The organism is Streptomyces sp. NPDC007157 (assembly GCF_040634235.1).
In the GTDB taxonomy this organism is placed as follows: domain Bacteria; phylum Actinomycetota; class Actinomycetes; order Streptomycetales; family Streptomycetaceae; genus Streptomyces.
This window is the reverse complement of record NZ_JBEYFE010000047.1, coordinates 19,103-38,406: the sequence shown is the minus strand read 5'-3', so window position 1 is coordinate 38,406 and position 19,304 is coordinate 19,103. Positions and strand designations below refer to the sequence as shown.

The 19,304-nt window shown below is 70.5% G+C and carries 27 protein-coding genes; 20 read left to right on the top strand and 7 right to left on the bottom strand.

Annotated features, from left to right (window positions below; genetic code table 11):
• Positions 1 to 102 precede the first annotated feature (102 nt).
• Entirely contained in the window at positions 103 to 1,125 is a 1,023-nt protein-coding gene (locus ABZ642_RS44650) for a LacI family DNA-binding transcriptional regulator (protein WP_360496937.1), read from the bottom strand.
• A 107-nt stretch (positions 1,126 to 1,232) separates the two neighbouring features.
• Complete coding sequence (locus ABZ642_RS44645; protein ID WP_351747033.1) at positions 1,233 to 2,021, bottom strand: response regulator transcription factor; 789 nt, start codon at positions 2,019 to 2,021, stop codon at positions 1,233 to 1,235.
• Between the two features lie 178 nt (positions 2,022 to 2,199).
• Between ABZ642_RS44645 and ABZ642_RS44640 the strand changes: the two genes are divergently transcribed.
• The 8 genes from ABZ642_RS44640 (at position 2,200) to ABZ642_RS44605 (ending at position 7,407) form a co-directional block, all read left to right on the top strand.
• The gene (locus ABZ642_RS44640; protein ID WP_360496934.1) at positions 2,200 to 3,036 is read left to right on the top strand and encodes an alpha/beta fold hydrolase; all 837 of its coding nucleotides are present in this window, start codon (positions 2,200 to 2,202) and stop codon (positions 3,034 to 3,036) included.
• A gap of 97 nt (positions 3,037 to 3,133) precedes the next feature.
• Positions 3,134 to 3,388, top strand: coding sequence for a MoaD/ThiS family protein (locus ABZ642_RS44635; RefSeq protein ID WP_360496931.1), 255 nt, complete (start codon positions 3,134 to 3,136; stop codon positions 3,386 to 3,388).
• 9 nt (positions 3,389 to 3,397) lie between these two features.
• A complete protein-coding gene (locus ABZ642_RS44630; RefSeq protein ID WP_360496928.1) occupies positions 3,398 to 4,588 on the top strand; it encodes a hypothetical protein in 1,191 nt (396 codons plus the stop codon).
• A gap of 124 nt (positions 4,589 to 4,712) precedes the next feature.
• Positions 4,713 to 5,450 (top strand): DUF2993 domain-containing protein, encoded by a 738-nt coding sequence (locus tag ABZ642_RS44625; RefSeq protein ID WP_360496925.1) that lies wholly within the window; start codon positions 4,713 to 4,715, stop codon positions 5,448 to 5,450.
• 213 nt (positions 5,451 to 5,663) lie between these two features.
• Positions 5,664 to 5,744, top strand: a complete 81-nt coding sequence (locus ABZ642_RS44620) for an Ms5788A family Cys-rich leader peptide (protein ID WP_350751515.1) — start codon at positions 5,664 to 5,666, stop codon at positions 5,742 to 5,744.
• Between the two features lie 120 nt (positions 5,745 to 5,864).
• The gene (locus tag ABZ642_RS44615) at positions 5,865 to 6,704 is read left to right on the top strand and encodes a sulfurtransferase (RefSeq protein WP_360496922.1); all 840 of its coding nucleotides are present in this window, start codon (positions 5,865 to 5,867) and stop codon (positions 6,702 to 6,704) included.
• Between the two features lie 62 nt (positions 6,705 to 6,766).
• Positions 6,767 to 7,054: a DUF1416 domain-containing protein gene (locus tag ABZ642_RS44610; RefSeq protein ID WP_351708937.1), complete on the top strand. Its 288-nt coding sequence runs from the start codon at positions 6,767 to 6,769 to the stop codon at positions 7,052 to 7,054.
• 89 nt (positions 7,055 to 7,143) lie between these two features.
• Positions 7,144 to 7,407 carry a DUF3099 domain-containing protein gene (locus tag ABZ642_RS44605; RefSeq protein WP_351747018.1) on the top strand — a complete coding sequence of 88 codons (264 nt, stop codon included), beginning with the start codon at positions 7,144 to 7,146 and terminating at the stop codon, positions 7,405 to 7,407.
• A 51-nt stretch (positions 7,408 to 7,458) separates the two neighbouring features.
• On the opposite strand, the gene ABZ642_RS44600 is transcribed toward ABZ642_RS44605, so the two are convergent.
• Positions 7,459 to 8,304, bottom strand: a complete 846-nt coding sequence (locus tag ABZ642_RS44600) for an NAD(P)H-binding protein (protein ID WP_360496918.1) — start codon at positions 8,302 to 8,304, stop codon at positions 7,459 to 7,461.
• A gap of 107 nt (positions 8,305 to 8,411) precedes the next feature.
• Between ABZ642_RS44600 and ABZ642_RS44595 the strand changes: the two genes are divergently transcribed.
• A complete protein-coding gene (locus tag ABZ642_RS44595) occupies positions 8,412 to 8,813 on the top strand; it encodes a helix-turn-helix domain-containing protein (RefSeq protein WP_360496915.1) in 402 nt (133 codons plus the stop codon).
• A 23-nt stretch (positions 8,814 to 8,836) separates the two neighbouring features.
• Here the strand turns inward: ABZ642_RS44595 and ABZ642_RS44590 are convergent, their stop codons facing one another.
• A complete protein-coding gene (locus ABZ642_RS44590) occupies positions 8,837 to 9,199 on the bottom strand; it encodes a DsrE family protein (protein WP_360496912.1) in 363 nt (120 codons plus the stop codon).
• 23 nt (positions 9,200 to 9,222) lie between these two features.
• Complete coding sequence (locus ABZ642_RS44585; protein WP_360496909.1) at positions 9,223 to 9,597, bottom strand: hypothetical protein; 375 nt, start codon at positions 9,595 to 9,597, stop codon at positions 9,223 to 9,225.
• Between the two features lie 176 nt (positions 9,598 to 9,773).
• Here ABZ642_RS44585 and ABZ642_RS44580 point away from each other — a divergent pair, with 176 nt between their 5' ends.
• A complete protein-coding gene (locus tag ABZ642_RS44580; RefSeq protein ID WP_360496906.1) occupies positions 9,774 to 10,616 on the top strand; it encodes a helix-turn-helix transcriptional regulator in 843 nt (280 codons plus the stop codon).
• On the top strand, positions 10,598 to 10,870 hold the full coding sequence (locus ABZ642_RS44575; protein ID WP_360496903.1) for a DUF397 domain-containing protein: 273 nt from the start codon (positions 10,598 to 10,600) through the stop codon (positions 10,868 to 10,870). The genes ABZ642_RS44580 and ABZ642_RS44575 overlap by 19 nt, the downstream gene beginning before the upstream one ends.
• Here ABZ642_RS44575 and ABZ642_RS44570 read toward each other — a convergent pair.
• Positions 10,848 to 11,408 (bottom strand): helix-turn-helix domain-containing protein, encoded by a 561-nt coding sequence (locus tag ABZ642_RS44570; RefSeq protein ID WP_360496900.1) that lies wholly within the window; start codon positions 11,406 to 11,408, stop codon positions 10,848 to 10,850. The genes ABZ642_RS44575 and ABZ642_RS44570 overlap by 23 nt on opposite strands.
• 126 nt (positions 11,409 to 11,534) lie before the next feature.
• Between ABZ642_RS44570 and ABZ642_RS44565 the strand changes: the two genes are divergently transcribed.
• The gene (locus ABZ642_RS44565) at positions 11,535 to 12,275 is read left to right on the top strand and encodes an SDR family oxidoreductase (RefSeq protein WP_360496897.1); all 741 of its coding nucleotides are present in this window, start codon (positions 11,535 to 11,537) and stop codon (positions 12,273 to 12,275) included.
• A gap of 39 nt (positions 12,276 to 12,314) precedes the next feature.
• On the opposite strand, the gene ABZ642_RS44560 is transcribed toward ABZ642_RS44565, so the two are convergent.
• Positions 12,315 to 13,190 (bottom strand): LysR substrate-binding domain-containing protein, encoded by an 876-nt coding sequence (locus ABZ642_RS44560; RefSeq protein ID WP_360496948.1) that lies wholly within the window; start codon positions 13,188 to 13,190, stop codon positions 12,315 to 12,317.
• Between the two features lie 98 nt (positions 13,191 to 13,288).
• Between ABZ642_RS44560 and ABZ642_RS44555 the strand changes: the two genes are divergently transcribed.
• From ABZ642_RS44555 to ABZ642_RS44520, 8 genes are all read left to right on the top strand, one after another.
• Positions 13,289 to 13,762, top strand: a complete 474-nt coding sequence (locus ABZ642_RS44555; protein WP_360496894.1) for a cupin domain-containing protein — start codon at positions 13,289 to 13,291, stop codon at positions 13,760 to 13,762.
• Complete coding sequence (locus tag ABZ642_RS44550) at positions 13,759 to 14,118, top strand: DoxX family protein (RefSeq protein WP_360496891.1); 360 nt, start codon at positions 13,759 to 13,761, stop codon at positions 14,116 to 14,118. Before ABZ642_RS44555 ends, ABZ642_RS44550 begins: the two co-directional genes overlap by 4 nt.
• A gap of 113 nt (positions 14,119 to 14,231) precedes the next feature.
• Positions 14,232 to 14,963: a hypothetical protein gene (locus ABZ642_RS44545; protein ID WP_360496888.1), complete on the top strand. Its 732-nt coding sequence runs from the start codon at positions 14,232 to 14,234 to the stop codon at positions 14,961 to 14,963.
• Positions 14,960 to 15,796 (top strand): hypothetical protein, encoded by an 837-nt coding sequence (locus ABZ642_RS44540; protein ID WP_360496885.1) that lies wholly within the window; start codon positions 14,960 to 14,962, stop codon positions 15,794 to 15,796. Before ABZ642_RS44545 ends, ABZ642_RS44540 begins: the two co-directional genes overlap by 4 nt.
• The gene (locus ABZ642_RS44535) at positions 15,793 to 16,887 is read left to right on the top strand and encodes a hypothetical protein (protein WP_360496882.1); all 1,095 of its coding nucleotides are present in this window, start codon (positions 15,793 to 15,795) and stop codon (positions 16,885 to 16,887) included. Before ABZ642_RS44540 ends, ABZ642_RS44535 begins: the two co-directional genes overlap by 4 nt.
• A gap of 207 nt (positions 16,888 to 17,094) precedes the next feature.
• On the top strand, positions 17,095 to 17,670 hold the full coding sequence (locus ABZ642_RS44530) for an FABP family protein (RefSeq protein ID WP_360496879.1): 576 nt from the start codon (positions 17,095 to 17,097) through the stop codon (positions 17,668 to 17,670).
• A gap of 49 nt (positions 17,671 to 17,719) precedes the next feature.
• Entirely contained in the window at positions 17,720 to 18,181 is a 462-nt protein-coding gene (locus ABZ642_RS44525) for a Fur family transcriptional regulator (protein WP_360496877.1), read from the top strand.
• A 10-nt stretch (positions 18,182 to 18,191) separates the two neighbouring features.
• On the top strand, positions 18,192 to 19,157 hold the full coding sequence (locus ABZ642_RS44520; protein WP_360496874.1) for a folate-binding protein: 966 nt from the start codon (positions 18,192 to 18,194) through the stop codon (positions 19,155 to 19,157).
• Positions 19,158 to 19,304: the final 147 nt, after the last annotated feature.

Here is a 19,304-nt window from a genome sequence, read left to right as displayed (position 1 = left end):
GCGCAGTTCCCCGCGCCCCTGACGGGGTGCTCACCGCAGCGCCCGGCTTTCAGGGGCGCGGGGAACTGCGCGAGCGACCACGAAGCACCCGCAGCCGACGCGTTACACGCAGCCGCAGGAACCCCGCACCACCAGCCGGGACGGAAACGTCTTCAGGCGTTCCCGCCGCGACCCCGCCACCCGCAGCCCGTCGTCCAGGACCAGGTCCACCGCCGCCCGTGCCATCGCCGGGCGGTCCGATGCGATCGTTGTCAGCGGCGGATCCGCCAGCGCCGCTTCCTTGATGTCGTCGAAGCCGGCCACCGCCAGCTCGCCCGGCACGTCGATGCGCAGCTCGCGGGCCGCCCGCAGCAGGCCGATCGCCTGGTCGTCGGTGGAGCAGAAGAAGGCCGGCGGCCGGTCGGGGCCGGCCAGCACCTCCAGGGCCACCCGGTACGCGTCGTACCGGTTGTACGGCGCCTCGAACAGCCGGCCCTCCGTGGTCAGGCCGGCCTCGTCCATGGCCCGCTTCCAGCCCTCGACGTGGTCGGAGACCGGGTCGCCGACCGCCGGGGTGTCCGCCATGCCGCCCATACAGGCCACGTACTCGTAGCCGTGCTCCAGCAGGTGCCGGACGGCCAGCTGGGCGCCGCCCAGGTCGTCCGTCACCACCGCCACGTCGTCGATCGCCTCCGGCCGCTCGTGCAGCAGCACCACCCGGGCGTCCCAGGCGTCGATCTCGGCGGCGGCCAGATCGTTCAGCGCGTGGGAGACGAGGATGAGGCCCGAGACCCGCATCCCCAGGAACGCGCGCAGATAGTGGACCTCGCGCTCGCCGACGTAGTCGGTGTTGCCGACCAGCACCATCTTTCCGCGCTCGGACGCGGCCTGCTCCACCGCGTGCGCCATCTCGCCGAAGAAGGGCTGACGGGCGTCCGGGATGATCAGCCCTATGAGGTCCGTGCGCCGGGATGCCATCGCCTGGGCGACCCGGTCGGGCCGGTACCCCAGCTCCTTGATCGCGGCGAGGACACGCTCGCGCGTGGCCGGTGCGACCGGCCGGGGTCCGTTGTTGATGACATAACTGACCACGGCGGTCGAAGTCCCCGCCAGCCGCGCCACATCATCCCGAGTCACCTTGGGCACGCGCGGAGTCTACGCGGATGGACCCGCTCTGGGCAGGGCATATCGAAGCTTCGCTTGCGGAAGCAATGCCCCGTCCGGGCGACGGCCATGCCGCGCCCGGACCACCACTACGCCTCCGTCGGTACCTCGACCGCGTCCAGGGCCGCCGAAGCGTCCGCATCCTCCGGCTTTGGACCCTCCGCCCGGGCCCTGGCCTCGTCGCTGACCCGCTCGCCCCGCTCGCCCTTCTCCGGGGTAACGAATCGATAACCGACGTTCCGGACGGTTCCGATCAAGGACTCGTGTTCCACGCCGAGCTTGGCGCGCAGCCGCCGTACGTGTACGTCCACGGTCCGGGTGCCGCCGAAGTAGTCGTAGCCCCAGACCTCCTGGAGCAGCTGTGCACGAGTGAACACCCGGCCCGGGTGCTGGGCGAGGTACTTGAGGAGCTCGAACTCCTTGAAGGTGAGGTCGAGGACCCGTCCCTTGAGCTTGGCGCTGTACGTCGCCTCGTCCACCGAGAGGTCGCCGTTGCGGATCTCCATGGGGGAGTCGTCGTTGACGATCTGCTGGCGGCCCATGGCGAGGCGCAGCCGGGCCTCGACCTCGGCCGGGCCCGCGGTGTCGAGGAGTACGTCGTCGATGCCCCAGTCGGCGGTGACGGCGGCGAGTCCGCCCTCGGTGACGACCAGGATGAGTGGACAGCCGGGGCCGGTCGAGCGCAGCAGCTGGCAGAGGCTGCGCACCTGGGGGAGGTCGCGGCGGCCGTCGATCAGGATGACGTCGGCGCCCGGGGTGTCGACGAGGGCGGGGCCCTCGGCCGGAGCGACCCGCACGTTGTGCAGGAGCAGCCCGAGGGCCGGCAACACCTCCGTCGACGGCTGGAGGGCGTTGGTCAGGAGCAGCAGAGAACTCATACGTCTGGTTCCTCCTCGGTCCCTGCGAGGACTGTGTGCAATGACACTGCGCTGCGCTCCCGAGCCTCCGTACACCTGCGGTCACCTGGAGTTTCCCGCTTCGTATACAGAGCTTCCGAAAGCACAAAAGGACCCGGTGGCGGCGCTGCCCGAGTCCTCTGACAGCAGAATAGCCCACATGAGCAACGGTCCGGCAGGTCATGTGGCACGTTCCGTCATTCGTCCGAACTGTGAGACAAGCAGAAGCACCCCTATCCGGACGTTTCTGCGCACGGACGACGGGGTTTCCGTCGATTCCGTATACGATCCCGCCTCCGTCGTATACGACGGCTCCCAGCCACCCTCCCGTGACCTTGTGTTTGTCCTGGCCCATGGTTTCACCGGCGACGTGGACCGGCCACATGTACGACGGGTGGTGGCCGCCCTGACGGATTACGCCCCGGTGGTCAGCTTCTCCTTCCGGGGCCACGGCCGCTCCGGCGGCCGCACCACGGTCGGCGACCGCGAGGTCCTCGACCTGGCGGCGGCGGTGCGCTGGGCGCGTCACTTCGGGCACGCCCGGGTGGTGACCGTCGGCTTCTCGATGGGCGGCTCGGTGGTGCTGCGGCACGCGGCGCTGAACGCCGGGGTGGACGCCGTGGTGTCGGTGTCGTCCCCGGCCCGCTGGTACTACCGGGGCACCGCCCCCATGCGCCGCGTGCACTGGCTGGTCACCAGGCCGGAGGGCCGGCTGGTCGGCCGCTACGGCTTCCGCACCCGCATCCACCACCGCGACTGGGACCCGGTGCCGCTGTCCCCGGTGGAGGCGGTGCCGAAGATCGCCCCCACCCCGCTGCTGATCGTGCACGGCGACAGCGACGGCTACTTCCCGGTCGACCACCCCCGGATGCTCGCGGACGCCGCCGGTGGCGCCGCCGAGCTGTGGCTGGAGCCCGGCATGGGCCACGCCGAGCACGCCGCGGACGACCGACTGCTGGCCAGGATCGGCGACTGGGCGGTCTCCCGGGCGGGCTAGCCTGAGCCTGTACAACAGCCAGGTACAACAGCTGCACAGCCGACTGCTTGTTCTCACTGGTTCTCACTGGTACTTACTGAGTCTCTTGAGGAAGCTGATGCCCGAGGTCACGGTGCGCTACTGGGCCGCCGCGAAGGCCGCGGCCGGCATCGCCGAGGAGCCGTACGACGCGGACACCCTCGCCGAGGCGCTGACCGCGGTACGCACGCGACACCCCGGGGAACTCGCGCGCGTCCTGCGGCGATGCTCCTTCCTCATCGACGGTGACCCCGTGGGGACGCGCGAGCATGAGACGGTACGGCTGGCCGAGGGCGGCACGGTCGAGGTGCTCCCGCCGTTCGCAGGAGGGTGAGCGAGACCGATGACCAACCAGCCGTACGAGGGCTACGACCCGTACCAGCAGCAGCCCCCCGCCCAGCCCCAGTGGGGGTACGAGGAGCAGCAGTACGCCACCCAGCAGTGGCAGGGGCAGACCTGGGAGACGCAGACGCACGCGCCGGTGCAGGCGGCACAGCCGCAGGCCCCGGCCGCGGAGACGGCGTACATGCCCCAGCAGAACTACACACCGGCCCAGCAGCAGGCCCAGGCCCAGGCCCAGCAGGCTCAGCAGCAGGCCCAGGCCCAGCAGCAAGCCCAGCAGCAGGCCCAGGCCCAGCAGCAACCGGCCTACATGCAGCAGCCGCAGCAGGCACCGCAGCCGCAGCAGGCGCAACAGCCGACGCACACACCGCCCCCGGACCCCGGCTCCGGCCCCGCTGAGCCCGGCACCGGCTACGGTCCCGCGACCCTGGCCGGCAACGCGCGCATCACCGACGCGCAGCGGGCCCGCCTGGAGGGGCGCTCGCCGATCATCGAGCCGGGGATGCAGCCGGCCCTGCTGACGGGCCTGCTGGGCCTGCTGCTGGCGGTGGCGGCCCCGGTCTCCTCCTACGCCCTGGTGGTCCCCCTGGTGATCCTCCAGGCGGTGACGGCGGCGGGCTGGTTCCGGCTGAACGGCATGTGGCCGGCCCGGCAGGGCATCGCCCTCGCCTTCCTGGGCGCGCTGGCGGCGGACGCCGCGGTGCTGGTGGCGGGCCGCGAGCAGGCCCCCGCGGCGATCCTCGGCCCGCTGGGCATCTGGGTCCTGCTCTCCCTGGTCCTCCAGCTCCGCTCGCACGCGGACCCGGACACCCGTATGTACGGCCTGATGGCCACGGTCGCCGCCTCCGCGCTGGCGATCATCGCGACGGGTTTCCTGGGCGCGGACCCGGACGCGGCCTCGGTGGGCGCGGCGGCGGTCGCGGTGGCGGTGGTGGCGCGGGCGCTGCCGCTGCCGACGGTGGCGTCGGTGGTGGTGTCGGTGCTGGCCGCGGCCGGGGCGGGCATCGCGGTGGGCGGCATGACCGGGGTGGGCACCAAGGGCGCGCTGATCGGCGCGGGGGCCGCGGTGTGCGCGCTGGCCGGTCACCGTGCGGCGAGCTACGACTACCCGTCGAGGTTCGTCCACTTCACGGCGGGCGTGGCGCTGCCGCTGGCCGCGGCGGCACCGGCGGTGTGGATCCTGGGCCGGTAGTCCCCGGGGCCGCTCTCGATCTTCAAACCTGTCACAGGTGTTCGACAATCCCCCGGTTGTCGTCCCCGGCAGGGTTAGCGTGAACTCGCCGTTATCGAACGCCGACCCGGGGGACCCCACCACCATGCGAGCCCTGCGTATCTTCCTGATCGTCGTTGTCATCCTCGGCGTGCTCTTCGTGGTCGTCGACCGCGTCGCCGTGCACTTCGCCGAGGGCGAGGCAGCGGGCAAGCTGAAGACGACGGAGGACCTCGCGAGCAACCCCGACGTCTCCATCAAGGGCTTCCCGTTCCTCACCCAGGTCGCCGGCGGCACGCTGGACGACGTGGAGGTCGGCATCAAGGACTACGACGCCACCACCGGCACCGCCGGCAAGACGATCCGTATCGAGGACCTGAAGGCCGACATGAAGGGCGTCACCTTCACCGGCGACTACAGCTCCGCCACCGCGCGGACCGCCACCGGCACCGCGCTCATCTCCTACAGCGAGCTGCTGAAGAACGTGGACACGCAGCCCACCGACCTCGGCCTCGGATTCACCGGCAAGGTCGTCGGTCTCGCCGACGGCGGCAACGGAAAGATCAAGGTCACCCTCGACCTCACCGTCCCCGGTGTGGCCGCCCACCAGAAGGTGAACGTCCTCAGCTCGGTCACCGTCAAGGACAACACCGTGCAGGTGCACGCCGACAACCTGCCCAAGCTCGCCGGGGTCAGCCTCGTCGAGGACCGGTTCCGGCAGGCCTCCGACTTCCAGCAGGCGATCAGTCAGCTTCCCGGCGGCATCCGGCTGGACAAGGTGGAGGCGGCGGCAGATGGTGTGGAGATCGGTGTGAAGGGTTCGAACGTCAGGCTGGCCGGGTAGAAGGCGCCACGGCGGCGGCCGGCACGGCGGACGGAACCCGTCCATCTGTCGAGACGACGATGTCCGTACCGTAGATATGACAACGGACGCGGCGGGGCGGTCGCTGCCCGGTCGCGCCCCGGTCCGCCACTCCGTCCCACAATCCGGACGATCGCGTCTCATCATGCGACATGCCGGTGACATGCCCGGTCATCCGTCCCTACGATCGAGCCCATGAAGCGTCAGGCGGATCTCACGAAGCGGCGGGCAGTCGACCTGTGCCGCGTCGCCGCCATGCTCTGTCGCCCCTTCTGACGGTGGAGGCCGCTGCCTCCGCATCCCCCCGCCCTCCCATGCCGAGGGCATCCGTGCGCGCCTGAGCGCACGCACCCGCACTCGCACGCCCCGCCGTATCTGCCCCGGAGGAGAAAGAGCATGAGCCGCAGCGACGTCCTGGTCGACGCCGACTGGGTCCAGGAGAACCTGGACAACGCCGACATCGCGATCGTGGAGGTGGACGAGGACACGTCCGCCTACGAGAAGAACCACATCCGTGGCGCGATCCGCATCGACTGGACCAAGGACCTGCAGGACCCGGTCCGCCGCGACTTCATCGACCAGGAGGGCTTCGAGAAGCTCCTGTCGGCGAAGGGCATCGCCAACGACACGCTGGTGATCCTGTACGGCGGCAACAACAACTGGTTCGCGTCCTACGCCTACTGGTACTTCAAGCTCTACGGCCACGAGAACGTCAAGCTTCTCGACGGCGGCCGCAAGAAGTGGGAGCTGGACGCCCGCGAGCTGGTCGAGGAGGTCCCGGAGCGCACCGAGACCACCTACACGGCCAAGCCGCAGAACACCGCGATCCGCGCCTTCCGCGACGACGTCGTGGCGGCCATCGGCTCGCAGAACCTCGTCGACGTCCGTTCCCCCGACGAGTTCTCCGGCAAGCTGCTCGCCCCGGCCCACCTGCCGCAGGAGCAGTCGCAGCGTCCGGGCCACGTCCCGTCCGCGCGGAACATCCCGTGGTCGAAGAACGCCAACGACGACGGCACCTTCAAGTCGGACGACGAGCTCAAGGAGCTCTACGCCGAGGAGCAGGTGGACCTCGCCAAGGACACCATCGCCTACTGCCGTATCGGCGAGCGCTCGGCCCTGACCTGGTTCGTCCTGCACGAGCTGCTCGGTGTCGAGAACGTCAAGAACTACGACGGCTCCTGGACCGAGTACGGCAGCCTCGTCGGCGTCCCGATCGAGCTCGGCGCCAACAAGTAGGACCCCGCAAGACCCCGGCACGTCCCCAGACCGACCTTTCAAGACCTCAACAGGAGTACGACATGTGTGGAGCGAAGGCCGGCGGCCCGGACAGCTCGACGATCAAGCCCGGTGAGACCACCATCCAGGGTCAGGTGACCCGCGACGGCGAGCCGGTGACGGGTTACGTCCGTCTGCTGGACTCGACGGGCGAGTTCACCGCGGAGGTCCCGACCTCCGCCACCGGGCAGTTCCGCTTCTACGCGGCGGAGGGCACCTGGACCGTCCGCGCCCTCGTCCCCGGCGCCACCGCCGACCGCACGGTCGTCGCCCAGCAGGGTGGCCTGGCCGAGGTCGCGATCGCGGTCTGACCAGCTCAAAGCAAGGGCCGCGCCTCCCGGGTCGAAGACCCGAGGCGCGGCCCTTCGCCGCGTCCGCACACCGGACCTACCCTTGACTCATGCTGGCCCGGCGTCGTCGCGTGTACTTCGTCATGATGGGGATCTGTATCGGTCTCTTCGTCCTGGCCTGGGGAGTCGTGCGCATCTGGTCCGTCCCCGCCGCCGTGGGGATGTGCGTGGTGGCCATGGTCATCCCGCCCGTCGCCGCGATGGTCGCGAACCGCCGGGGCCCCGACGACCGCTGGTGGGACGACCCCTCCGGTGACCCCAAGTCCGACGAGTGGTGGGACGAGCTGGACGGGAAGAAGCGCCCCCGGCAATGACGCTCGACGTGCCCGGCTTCCGTCGTGCCCGCCCCCTGTCTTGCCCGGCTCCTATCGGAACGCTTCGACGTTGCGCAGCGCCCACGCGGCGAAGGTCCGGGGCGGGCGGCCGAGCACTCCCTCGATGTCCGGGCTGAGCCGCAGCTCACCCGCGTTGGGCTCGCCGAGGACGGCCAGCGTGGTCGCCACCACCGGCTCCGGCATGAACGCGGCCATCCGGGCGTGCGCCGCCTCCCGGGTCAGCTCCACGAACCGCACCGGTTCACCGAGCGCCGCACCGATGGCCGCTGCCTGCTCCCGGGGCGTGACGGCCGCCGGACCGTTCAACTCGTAGACCCGGCCGGTGTGTTCGTCCTTGCGCAGGGCCACCGCGGCGACCTCCGCGAGGTCCGCCGGATCGACCACCGGGAGCCCGACGTCACCGAACGGCGCGGCGACCGTCCGATCCGCGCGCACCGACTCCGCCCAGGCGTAGGCGTTGGACGCGAAGCCGCCGGCCCTGAGGATCGTCCAGGCCAGGCCCGACCCGCGCACCGCGTCCTCGAGCGCCCGCATCGCTCCGCCGTGCGAGGGCGACTCCGGCCTGGTCACCACGCCCTGCGAGGAGAGCAGCACCACCCGCGCCACCCCGGCGTCCCTGGCCACCGCCAGCACGGCCGGCGCGTCGAGCCCGTGTCCGCCCGTGCCGCCGTCGTGCAGGAACAGCGCCTCGGCACCCTCGAACGCGGGCCGCAGACTCTCCGGCTCGGCCAGGTCGGCCCGCACCTGTACGACCCCGGCCGGCAGGTCCACGGGGGCGATCCCCCGCGACACCGCCGTCACCCGTTCCCCGGCCGCCGCCAGGGCCGCCACCAGCGACCGGCCCACGTTCCCGGTCGCACCCGTCACCACGATCATGCTCAACTCCCGTATTTTCCGGTGGTCTTCCGCGATGACAGCGACGCTAACAGTGCCGGTATAGTAGGTACCCAGAGGAAAGTGACTACCTCAGAGGGGTGTGGCTCATGACGACCGCGACGCGACGGCCCGCGCCCGACCCCCTGTCCGACCCCGAGCTGGCCTGCCCGGTCTCCCCGGTCGTGGACATCGTCTTCAGCCGGTGGACGACACCGATCCTCTGGTCCCTGCACACCTTCGGCCGCCAGCGGTTCGTCCAGCTGGAGCGCCGTATCAAGGGCATCACGCCGAAGGTGCTCACCCAGCGGCTGCGCCAACTGGAGCGCGACGGCCTGGTCGTGCGCACCTACCATCCCGAGGTGCCGCCGCGCGTCGAGTACGAGATCAGCGACCTCGGCACCACCCTCGCCCCGCTCTTCGCCCACCTCGCCGACTGGGCCGGTACCCACCTCGACGACGTCGAGACGGCCCGGCAGCGCTACGACGAGGCGGGATCCCCGCGCCCCTGAAGCGCGGTTCCAGAAGCGCGGTACTAGTAGACGAGCGCCTGCGTCCCCTCCGTCATCGCCTCCTGCACGAAGACCTGCGCACCCGCGATCCGTACGCCCTCGATGACGTCCTTCTCGGTGATGTCCCGGCGGGCCGCGCACTGCGTGCAGAGCGTGAGGGTGCCGCCCGCCAGGATCGAGTCGATGAGGTCCGGCAGCGGAGCGGCATGCGGCAGCTCGAACTCGGCGGCCCGCCCCGGCAGCGCGAACCACGCGGACTCGCCGGTCAGCCACATCGACACCTCGACGCCGCTGGCGACGGCCACCGCCGCCACCGTGAACGCCTGCGAGCACCGCTCCGGGGCGTCCGCCCCGGCCGTCACCTTGATCACGAGCTTCTTCGCCATGCGTGCAGGGTAATCGGGCGGCGTCATGGCTGGTGTTCCGCGCGCTGATGCTGGCGCAGCAGCACGTTCGCGTCGGTGGCCGCGCTTTGGTCGTACGCGACCAGCGCGGTCGCCCTGCGACTGCCGAGCTCGGCGCACTCGGCGCAGCCGGGGACCGGCCGGGGTGGTCGGCTCAGGTCGTCGGGGGACGGCGGTACGGCCCAGGTACTTCGGTCGTTCGCCGCGCGTACGCCGGCACTGAGCCGCTCTCTGTCGGTAGCGGGGCGTAGCGTCGCCGGGTCGGCCTGCCACTCCCTGCCGCCGCCGACGGGACGCAGCATCGCGTACGGCCCCGACTGGTCCCGGTACTCGCCGACCTGGTCGGTGGCGGTGTCGTAGAACAGGGTTCCGGGCTCCATGGCATTTGCTCCTTTCGTCCAACATCTATACGAAATGCGTGAGTTGGACTACTCTGGGTATCGAGGCTGCTACGAGCATGGCCCGGAGGTGGCGTCGGCACGCCGATGGCGAGCGGTTCTTCCCCGTCTGGCGGCGCTAATTCCACAAATTCCATGGCGTACCAGGGAGGGGTGCGGTGCCGCAGAGGCGGGTGGTGACGGGGCGTAGTCAGGAGCCCAGGCAACGGTTCGCGGAGGAGTTACGGCACCTGAGGGCCGAGAAGGGGGTGAGCCTGAGGGAACTGGCCGAGGAACTGGGCTGGGACGCCTCCAACTTCGGCAAGATGGAGAGCGGGCGGAGCCTGGGGAGCCCGGAGATCGTCGAGGCGCTGGACCAGTACTACGGGACGCCGGGGTTATTGCTGGCCTTGTGGGAACTGGCGGTTGCGGATACGTCGCAGTTCAAGGAGCGCTATCGGCGGTACATGGCCTTGGAAGCAGAGGCGACCAGCCTGTGGCACTACTCCGTGACCATGCCACCAGGATTGCTTCAGGCGCCCGGGTATGTCCGAGAGGCGCTCATGGCGGGTGGGCTCAATGGCGATGAGCTGGACCAGCAGGTTGAGGCGCGCATGGGCCGACAGAAGATGCTGGAGGGGGAGGACGCGCCGCCGTTCCGGGTCATCCTCTTCGAAGCGGTGCTGCGCAATTCGTTGCGAGATCCGCAGGAGTGGCGGACCCAGCTGGAGTACCTACTGGGAGCGTCGGAACGCCCGAACGTCACGCTTCATGTGTTGCCGTTCGGTACTGGACTCCATGGCTTGGTGAACACCAACGTGATGTTTCTGCGACTGTCGGACGCCCGCACTGTGGCCTACGCTGAAAACGACGTATGGGGCGAACTGGTCGAGGAAACAAGCCGGGTTGAGCGCCTGCACCGCACTTATGATGCCGTACGTGACAAGGCGCTGAACCCCGCCAGGTCACGCACGTTCATCTTGCGGATGTTGGAGGAAGTGCCGTGCGAGCCATCGACCTGAGCAACATCACTTGGCGCAAGAGCAGTTACAGCAACACGGACGGCGGCGAGTGCGTCGAAGTCTCCGACGACCTCCTCCGTACCGCCTCCTGGCGCAGGAGCAGCTACAGCAACACGGACGGCGGCAACTGCCTCGAAGTCGCCGCCGACATCCCCTCCCTCGTCCCCGTCCGTGACAGCAAGGACCCCGATCGCGGAGCCCTCCTCTTCGGGGCCTCCGCGTGGTCGGCTTTCATCGACGGAGTCGCCCGCTGAGCCTCAGGCCGTCCAGTGTGAGGTCGAGCAGGCGCTCGGCGCGGTCACGGTGTTCGGGCCTCGCCGAGGTGAGGGCGATGCCCTCGAGGGCGGTGGCCAGGTCGGCGGGGCTGATGTCCGTACGGATCGCGCCGGCGGCCACGCAGGGGTCCATCAGCGCGGTGATGGCGGCCCGGATCATGTCCCGGCTCTGGCCGTAGGGGCTGTTTCCCGTCGCGGCGATGGCGCGCAGGGCGTCGATCATGCCGTATTTCGTGGTGACGTAGTCCAGGAAGAGACGGGTCCAGGCGTGCAGGGCCTCGTAGGGCGGCTGCGCCGCGAGCAGACCGGGGACGGCGTCGCAGAGCTGGGCCACCTCGTTGCGGTAGACGGCCTCGATCAGGGCCTCCCGGGTGGCGAAGTTGCGGTACAGCGTCGCGCTGCCCACGCCCGCCTCCTTGGCGATGCGCTCCAGGTGCACGTCCAGCCCCTCGTCGGCGAACATCCGCACCGCCGCCGTGAGGATCTTTTCTCTGTTGCGCTGTGCGTCAGCCCGCAACGGGATCTCCTTCGACTTGCTAAGTGGGGGCGTGTCCACTTAGCGTTGGGATAAGTGGTGGCGCCTCCACTTTCATCGTAGGCCATGCTCTGGCCTGCGCACATCCCTCTTGGAAGGGCGTTGATCATGTCATCAGGTATCGAGGGCAAGGTCGTGGCGATCACGGGTGCCAGCAGCGGTATCGGCGCGGCGACGGCGGCCTACCTCGCCGAGAAGGGCGCGCGGCTCGTGCTCGGGGCCCGGCGGGAGGACCGGCTCGCCGCGGTGGTGGAGGAGATCACGGCGAAGGGGGGCTCGGCCGTGGGGGTCGTCGTCGACGTGACGCGCCGTGCGGACCTGGGGCGCCTGACGGCCACGGCGGTCGACCGGTTCGGGCGGCTCGACGTCCTGGTCTCCAACGCCGGCACGATGGCGGTGTCGCCGTTCGACGAACTGCGCCAGGACGACTGGGACGCGATGGTCGCGACGCACATCACCGGCCTGCTGAACGGTATCGGGGCGGCGCTTCCGGTCTTCCGGCGGCAGCGCTCCGGCCAGTTCGTCAACGTCGCCTCCACCGCGGCCGACGTCGTGAAATCCCCGCAGGGTGTCTACGCGGCCACCAAGACGGCGGTGAAGGTGCTGACCGAGGGGCTGCGGCAGGAGTCGGGACCCGACCTACGGGTCACGCTGGTCTCACCCGGGTTCACCCATACCGAGGGGGTGGGCAAGGGAGGGAGCCCCGAGGCGGCGGCAGCGCTGGCCCGGCAGCGCGACGAGATCGCCATGCCGCCCTCCGCCGTCGCGTCCGCGATCGGTTACGCGATCGAGCAGCCCGCCGATGTCGACATCAGCGAGATCGTCGTCCGGCCGACCGTGCAGGCCTGACGCCCGACGGTGCCTGTGCTCAGGCTGGGACACCGGCCGTCACCGGTCCGGCGCGGGTCCGCTCCGCCGGCGGTAGGCATCGACCGCCACCTGGACGAACGGCCGTAGCAACGGATTGGCGTCTCCCTCGACCCATGCCACCACCACCCGGCTCGGCTCCATGTCCACGATCGGCACCGTCACGAGCCCGGCGCCCGGCTCGTGGCCGGTCGTCGTCAGGCCCACCGTGCCGTTCCACAGCACCGCCTGCCGGCACTCCTGGATCGCCCGCACCACCGGCCCCTCCCGCACCGCCCCGCCGTTCCAGTACGACTGCCAGCGGCCGTCCGTGCCCGCCGGGAACCGGAACCACTGCCGGTCCGCGAGGTCGGCCAGCGTCAGGCTCTCCCGGCGGGCCAGCGGATCGTCGGCGCGCAGCAGTGCGCCCACCGGGTCGGCCCGCAACTCCCTTACCACCAGGCCGGTTTCGTCGAAGGGCGCGCGGGTCAGAGCGATGTCCACGAGCCCGGCGTGCAGTCCGCAGGTGGGATCGGTGAGGTCGGTCTCGCGGATCCGGATCCCGATGCCGGGGTGGCGTTCGCGGTAGGCGCGGGCCAGCCGGCGCACGCCGGGATCCGTGCTGTCGCCGAGGAGGCCGACGGTGAGGGTGGTGGCGCCCGCCGCCGTGGCGACCCGTACGCGCAGCCTGTCGGCCCGGTCGAGAAGCGCCCGGGCCTCGTCGAGGAGCACGGCTCCGACGGGGGTGAGCGCGACACCGGCCGAGGACCGCTCGAAGAGCGCCGCGCCGATCTCGCCCTCCAGCCCCTTGATCGCACGGCTCAGCGGGGGCTGGCTCATATGGAGCCGGGCGGCGGCCCGGCCGAAGTGGAGTTCCTCGGCGACGGCCACGAAGTAGCGCAGCGTCCGCAGCTCGATCCGCTCCATCCGCTCCATGCAGCCACGATACCGATCGGGTATCGAGGCGGCGGAACAGGTCTTGGACAGCCGTACCGCCCCGGCCGTCGAATCGAGGCATGACGACCCACGACCACCACCACGAACCCGCCGTATCCGTCGTCGGCCCGGACGACGGCGAGGTGCTCGTCCTCGGCACCACCCGGATGCGCGTCCTGGAGGACGGCCGTACCACCGGCCACCGGCTCGGCATCGCCGAGTCCGTGCTCGCGCCGCACACCCCCGGACCGCCGCAGCACCGGCACGCCGGGCACGACGAGGGCTTCTACGTCATCTCCGGCTCCGTGCGGTTCACCGTCGGGGACGACGACCACGACGCCACCGCGGGCACCCTGGTGATGGTGCCGCCCGGCGCCCCGCACACCTTCGCCAACGTCACCGACGCACCTGCGGTCATGCTCAGCACGTTCACGCCCGACCTGTACGTGCGGTACTTCCGGGAACTGCGGGACCTGTTCGCGACCGGAGAAGCGCCGAGCCCGCGGGCCAACCTCGAGGTGATGAGCCGTTACGCCACCGAGCCCGCCTCATGAGCGTCGCCTACTGGATCGTCGCCGGGCTGCTCGCCCTCTTCTACCTCTACGCGGGCGGGCTGAAGGCCGTCCGGAGCCGGGAGCGGCTGCGGCCGATGATGGCGTGGGTGGACGGCATGCCGATGGCGGCCGTGCGGGCGATCGGGGCCGTGGAGCTGCTCGGTGCGCTCGGCCTGGTGCTCCCGCGCCTGACCGGTGTCGCGCCCTGGCTGACCGTGGCCGCCGCCACCGGGTTCGTCGTCCTCCAACTCGGGGCGATCAGGGTTCACCTGCGGATGGGAGACCGTCAGGTCGCCCTCAACGGGGCGCTGCTGCTCGCGGCGGCGGTGACCGGCCTGCTCGCGGCAGTGTCCTGATCGTAATTGATGCTTGTACAACTCATTGAGTTGACCATGAGTCTCCTGTGGCGCGCTGATCAAGGAATCCGTGCTCCCGTTTCCCGAGGGGGGACCCGTTGGACGAGCCAGAAGTGCCACCTGAGAGACCGAGAAGACGCCGTCGTACCGGTGTACTGATCGCCACCGCCGCCGTGCTCGGCGTCGTGGCCGGCACCTGCGTCGGCTACCTGGTCCAGGCCGACCGCGAGCCCACCGCCCTGCCGCCGCTCTCCCAGCCGTCCGTCGCGCAGGCGAAGGGGGCGGGCCCCGAGCCGCTGTCGGCCGCCCAGGACCGGAAGGCCAAGGTCGACGGCGACCTGCGCAAGCTGCTGCTGAGCAGGCCGAGGGGGGCCCGCAAGGGGCTGTACACGGTGGGCAACGACGGCTGGCTGGACGCCTCGGCGTACGCGGAGACGTCCAGGTCCCCGGACGCTGCCTTCCGTGACCTGGTCGGCGACAAGGAGTTTCGCCGGGCAGCCGTCACCGAATGGCGGGAGAGCGGCGACTTCGACGTCGAGATCCGGCTGATCCAGTACCGCCAGGAGGAGAAGGGCACGGAGGCCGCCGACGCGGCGGACAGCGCCTACTACTACGCCGAGGCGGCCGACGACGACTCCACCGACGGCTGGCCGGTACCCGGCACGGGCGACGGCATGGCGTACGTCCACAACAAACCCGACACCTCCTACGGCGTGAGCGTGTACTCCGCCGAGGCGCACGCGTGGCGCGGGGACATCGCCTTGGAGGTCTGGATCAGCGACACGAAGCCGATCCCGAAGGCCAAGGTGCTGGATCTGGCGAAGCGGCAGATGGAGCGGCTGTGACCGAGAACCCGGAGACATCCGTGAGCCCCGAGCCGGCCGTCGCCGAGCCGGCCGTCGCCGAGCCGGCCGTCGCCGAGCCGGCGCCTGTCGAGAAGCGGCCGCGCGACCGTCGTCGTATCGCTGCCGTCACCGCCGTCGGTGTCCTGGTCGTCGCCGTGCTGGCCGGGGTCACGTGCACCGTCGTCACCGTCCAGGGTGCGGACCGCGACCCCGGTGCGCCCGTCTGGAGCCTGCCGAAGGCAGCCAAGGACACCGAGGCGTCCGGTGCCGGCGGTCTGCGGGGGATGCTGCTGCCGTACGGCGGTGACACGTACGGGCGGGGCCCGGACCTGGCCCAGTTCGGGTCGGACGCCGCGTTCTCCGGCGAGCAGGCGAACCTGCTGCGCAAGGAGTCGATCAAGGACCTGCCGCGGTCGCAGCGACGGCAGCTGGAGCGGGAGCTCGACCGGAACCCGGTCAAGGCCTTGGCGATGCGCAGCTACGTGAACACGGCCGTGGCGCCGGGCGACGAGTACACGATGGAGATCGTGCTGGCCCAGATGGGGAACGAGCGGACGGTCCGTTCCATGGCGACCGTCCGGCAGGAGCTCCTCGACACGCTCAAGGTGTTCCGGAAGGGGCCGGAGATCAAGGGGTACAAGGACTCGACCTCCTGCATCCTGCCGCCGGCCGACCCGGCCGAGAAGCTCGACACGATGTTCTGCACCGGCTACGTGGGCGACGTCCTGGTCACCGCCACGGCGACCGCGGGCAAGCCGCTGGACAAGAAGAGCGCGGCCGATATGCTCCGCGCGCAGCTCGACCGCATCAAGGAGCCGGGGGCGTCGGTATGACCATCAACGAACCGGAGCAGGTCGTGTCGGCGGCGGACGAGAGGGTCGCCGCACCGGAGGCCGGGGAGGTCTCGGCATCGCCGGTGACCACCGCCGGGGCGGCGCCCCGCGACGGCGGAGAAGGGATCGGCAGCGGCGCAGCCCAGGGAGCGGGCGGCCGGCCCGAAGGCAGCACCACGCAAGCCGGAAGCGCCGAAGGCGCCGGTCCGGAGGCCGCGGGTCTCGGTGTGGGCGGCGAGGGCGGCGGTGCGCCAGGTGCGGCGGGCGAGGGTGCCGGTGTGCCTGCCGAAGGCGTCGGCGTGGCGGCGGGGGAAGGGGACGGCGGGCGCCGGGCGGGGAAGCTCGGGGGCGTGCTTCGGTGGGTTTCCGCCGTGGTCGTCTTCGCCGTCGTCGGGGCCGGCACGGCCTACGGTGTCACCCGGGCCGACCGGACCGACGTACCCGGCCTCGGCACGCACTCCGACGGGCGCTGGACGTATCCCGCCCTCGTGCGGCCGCCGCTGCCGTCCGGGAAGCCGGGGTCGAACGACAACGCTCGCAATCCGGCCGGGACCCACTTCGCCGACCTGCGGAAACTCGTTCTCCCCGGTCCGGCGGGCGCCACCGCCGACGCGGCGCTCAAGGGGACGGACGGCTGGCTGCCGACCGGGACGTTCCTCGCGGAGTTCACCGCGTCGGACCGCGTCGGACTGCGCCAGAAGCTCGTCGACCACGGCCTGCGGCACATCACCGCGCGCGGCTGGACCACCCCCGACGGCACGCACACCCGGATCTACCTCCTCCAGTTCGACACGGCCGCCGTCGCGGAGGAGATGCTCAACCACCAGCTCATAAGCTACTCGGCGCCGGCCTACGCACTGCGCGACGGCGACCAGTACGAACTCGACCAGAAGTTCCCGGACAAGGCCCGCGCGGACGACGTCCTGATGATCCCGTACACGGAGCTGAAGCCGTACGGCGCCAAGCAGGTCCGGCAGGCCTACCTGGCCACCGGCGACACCGTCGGCGTGATCGTCCAGTCCCGGAAGGGCGGCGCGCTCGCCGTCCCCTTCCGGCAGACGGTGACCCTCCAGGGCGAACTGCTCGACTGACCTCGCCAAGAGCCCCGGGCCCCGTCCGCGTAAGCTGGGGCCCGGCTCTTGTACGTACGCCCACCCCCGCTCAAGGAGCACCCGTGGAGATCTTCTTCGAAACCCTGCTGGTCCTGGTCTGCGTCGGCGTCATCGCCTTCGCCGGACTGACCGTGAAGAAGCTGTACCAGGGCCAGCGCTGATCCTCTCCGTCTAGGAACCGCCGTCATGATCGAGATTCCGTCCGACCTGCACAAGGACCTGGTCCCGCTCGCCTTCCTGCTGGGCAAGTGGGCCGGTGCGGGCGTCCACGACTTCCCGGGCTCGGAGAAGTGCAACTTCGGCCAGGAGGCCACCTTCAGCCACGACGGGCGTGACTTCCTGGAGTACCACTCCCAGACCTGGGTGCTGGACAACGACGGGAACAAGGTCCGCCCGCTGGAGACCGAGCACGGCTTCTGGCGCATCGACGCCAACCGCAGGGTCGAGGTCACCATGACCCGCGACGACGGTGTGATCGAGATCTGGTACGGCGAGATGGCCGACAAGAAGCCCCAGATCGACCTGGTCACGGACGCCGTGGCCCGCACCGCCGCCTCCGCCCCGTACAGCGGTGGCAAGCGCCTGTACGGCTACGTCAAGAGCGACCTGATGTGGGTGGGGGAGAAGCAGACCCCCGAGGTCGAGCTGCGTCCGTACATGTCCGCGCACCTGAAGAAGGTCGTCACCCCGGAAGAAGTCGAACGCTGGGCCAAGGCCCTCCCCAGCGACATGCCGGACGACGGCATCGCCTTCTTCAAGTAGGCGCCCGGCCGAGCCGTGACCCGGCCCGGCCCGCCCTAGACTTGGGTGTGTGGTGAGCACCGACTGGAAGAGCGACCTAAGGCAGCGCGGCTACCGGCTGACGCCGCAGCGGCAACTCGTGCTCGAAGCAGTGGACACACTTGAGCACGCGACCCCCGACGCCATCCTCGGTGAGGTGAGGAAGACCGCGTCGGGGGTCAACATCTCCACGGTCTACCGGACCCTGGAGCTCCTGGAGGAGCTGGGGCTGGTCAGCCATGCCCATCTCGGGCACGGGGCGCCGACGTACCACCTCGCCGACCGGCACCATCACATCCATCTGGTCTGCCGCGACTGCGAGAACGTGATCGAGGCGGATGTGACGGTCGCCGCGGAGTTCACCGCCAAGCTGCGGCAGGAGTTCGGCTTCGAGACCGACATGAAGCACTTCGCGATCTTCGGCCGCTGCCAGGACTGCGCACGCAAGAGAACCAAGGCCGCAGCCGTCCAGACTTCAATTACCGAGTCGTAGGCTTACTCATATGAAGAGCCCCCTGCTGACCCTGCCCGGCGCCGTGCCCGCCGAGGGCGTGGACGAAGGCGTCGCCGCCCACTACGGCGACCTGTTCCGCGAGCAGCGCGCCCTCGCCGACGGCGCCGGTTTCGTGGACCTCTCGCACCGCGGTGTCGTCACCGTCACCGGCGAGGACCGGCTCGGCTGGCTGCACCTCCTGCTCACCCAGCACGTCAGCGAGCTGCCCGTCGGCGAGGCCACCGAGGCGCTGGTCCTCTCCGCGCACGGCCACATCGAACACGCGCTGTACCTGGTCGACGACGGCACGACGGTCTGGGCCCATGTGGAGCCCGGCACCGCGGAGGCGCTGATCGCCTACCTGGAGTCGATGAAGTTCTTCTACCGGGTGGAAGTCGCCGACCGGACCGGCGAATTCGCCGTCGTGCACCTCCCGGCCGGCTCGATCGCCGAACCCCCGGAGGGTGCCGTCGTACGCGAGACGGCGTACGGCCGTGATCTCTTCCTGCCCCGCGCGGACCTGGAGTCGTACGCGGAGAAGGCGGGCCCGGCGGCCGGCCTCCTCGCCTACGAGGCCCTCCGGGTGGAGAACCACCGCCCCCGGCTCGGCTTCGAGACCGACCACCGCACCATCCCGCACGAGCTGGGCTGGATCGGTACCGCGGTGCATCTGCAGAAGGGCTGCTACCGGGGCCAGGAGACCGTGGCCCGGGTGCAGAACCTCGGCAAGCCGCCGCGGCGCCTGGTCTTCCTGCACCTGGACGGCAGCGATGTGCACCTGCCGCCGCCCGGCACGGAGATCCGGCTGGCCGACGACGGCGAGGACGGCCGCAGGATCGGCGTCGTGACGACGTCGGCACGCCACCACGAACTGGGGCCGGTGGCCCTGGCACTGGTCAAGCGCAACGTCCCGGTGGACGCCCGGCTGGTCGCGGGAGACACGGCCGCGGCACAGGAAGTGATCGTCGAACCGTAAGCCGGACAGTGAGCCGGCCGGACAGTGAGCGGCCGGACAGCGAGCCGGACCGTAGGCGGTCGGGATCCCCGGGGAATGCCCTGCATCCCCCGGGATTCCCGCAAGCACCCTGCGGGATATGCCGTTGACACTCCATAATTGGCAACG

Bases quoted from the DNA above. Each gene is read 5' to 3' on its own strand.
- ABZ642_RS44645 (WP_351747033.1), bottom strand. From the start codon at position 2,021: ATGAGTTCTCTGCTGCTCCTGACCAACGCCCTCCAGCCGTCGACGGAG.
- ABZ642_RS44640 (WP_360496934.1), top strand. From the start codon at position 2,200: ATGAGCAACGGTCCGGCAGGTCATGTGGCACGTTCCGTCATTCGTCCG.
- ABZ642_RS44635 (WP_360496931.1), top strand. From the start codon at position 3,134: ATGCCCGAGGTCACGGTGCGCTACTGGGCCGCCGCGAAGGCCGCGGCC.
- ABZ642_RS44630 (WP_360496928.1), top strand. From the start codon at position 3,398: ATGACCAACCAGCCGTACGAGGGCTACGACCCGTACCAGCAGCAGCCC.
- ABZ642_RS44625 (WP_360496925.1), top strand. From the start codon at position 4,713: ATGCGAGCCCTGCGTATCTTCCTGATCGTCGTTGTCATCCTCGGCGTG.
- ABZ642_RS44620 (WP_350751515.1), top strand. From the start codon at position 5,664: ATGAAGCGTCAGGCGGATCTCACGAAGCGGCGGGCAGTCGACCTGTGC.
- ABZ642_RS44615 (WP_360496922.1), top strand. From the start codon at position 5,865: ATGAGCCGCAGCGACGTCCTGGTCGACGCCGACTGGGTCCAGGAGAAC.
- ABZ642_RS44610 (WP_351708937.1), top strand. From the start codon at position 6,767: ATGTGTGGAGCGAAGGCCGGCGGCCCGGACAGCTCGACGATCAAGCCC.
- ABZ642_RS44605 (WP_351747018.1), top strand. From the start codon at position 7,144: ATGCTGGCCCGGCGTCGTCGCGTGTACTTCGTCATGATGGGGATCTGT.
- ABZ642_RS44600 (WP_360496918.1), bottom strand. From the start codon at position 8,304: ATGATCGTGGTGACGGGTGCGACCGGGAACGTGGGCCGGTCGCTGGTG.
- ABZ642_RS44595 (WP_360496915.1), top strand. From the start codon at position 8,412: ATGACGACCGCGACGCGACGGCCCGCGCCCGACCCCCTGTCCGACCCC.
- ABZ642_RS44590 (WP_360496912.1), bottom strand. From the start codon at position 9,199: ATGGCGAAGAAGCTCGTGATCAAGGTGACGGCCGGGGCGGACGCCCCG.
- ABZ642_RS44585 (WP_360496909.1), bottom strand. From the start codon at position 9,597: ATGGAGCCCGGAACCCTGTTCTACGACACCGCCACCGACCAGGTCGGC.
- ABZ642_RS44565 (WP_360496897.1), top strand. From the start codon at position 11,535: ATGTCATCAGGTATCGAGGGCAAGGTCGTGGCGATCACGGGTGCCAGC.
- ABZ642_RS44555 (WP_360496894.1), top strand. From the start codon at position 13,289: ATGACGACCCACGACCACCACCACGAACCCGCCGTATCCGTCGTCGGC.
- ABZ642_RS44550 (WP_360496891.1), top strand. From the start codon at position 13,759: ATGAGCGTCGCCTACTGGATCGTCGCCGGGCTGCTCGCCCTCTTCTAC.
- ABZ642_RS44535 (WP_360496882.1), top strand. From the start codon at position 15,793: ATGACCATCAACGAACCGGAGCAGGTCGTGTCGGCGGCGGACGAGAGG.
- ABZ642_RS44530 (WP_360496879.1), top strand. From the start codon at position 17,095: ATGATCGAGATTCCGTCCGACCTGCACAAGGACCTGGTCCCGCTCGCC.
- ABZ642_RS44520 (WP_360496874.1), top strand. From the start codon at position 18,192: ATGAAGAGCCCCCTGCTGACCCTGCCCGGCGCCGTGCCCGCCGAGGGC.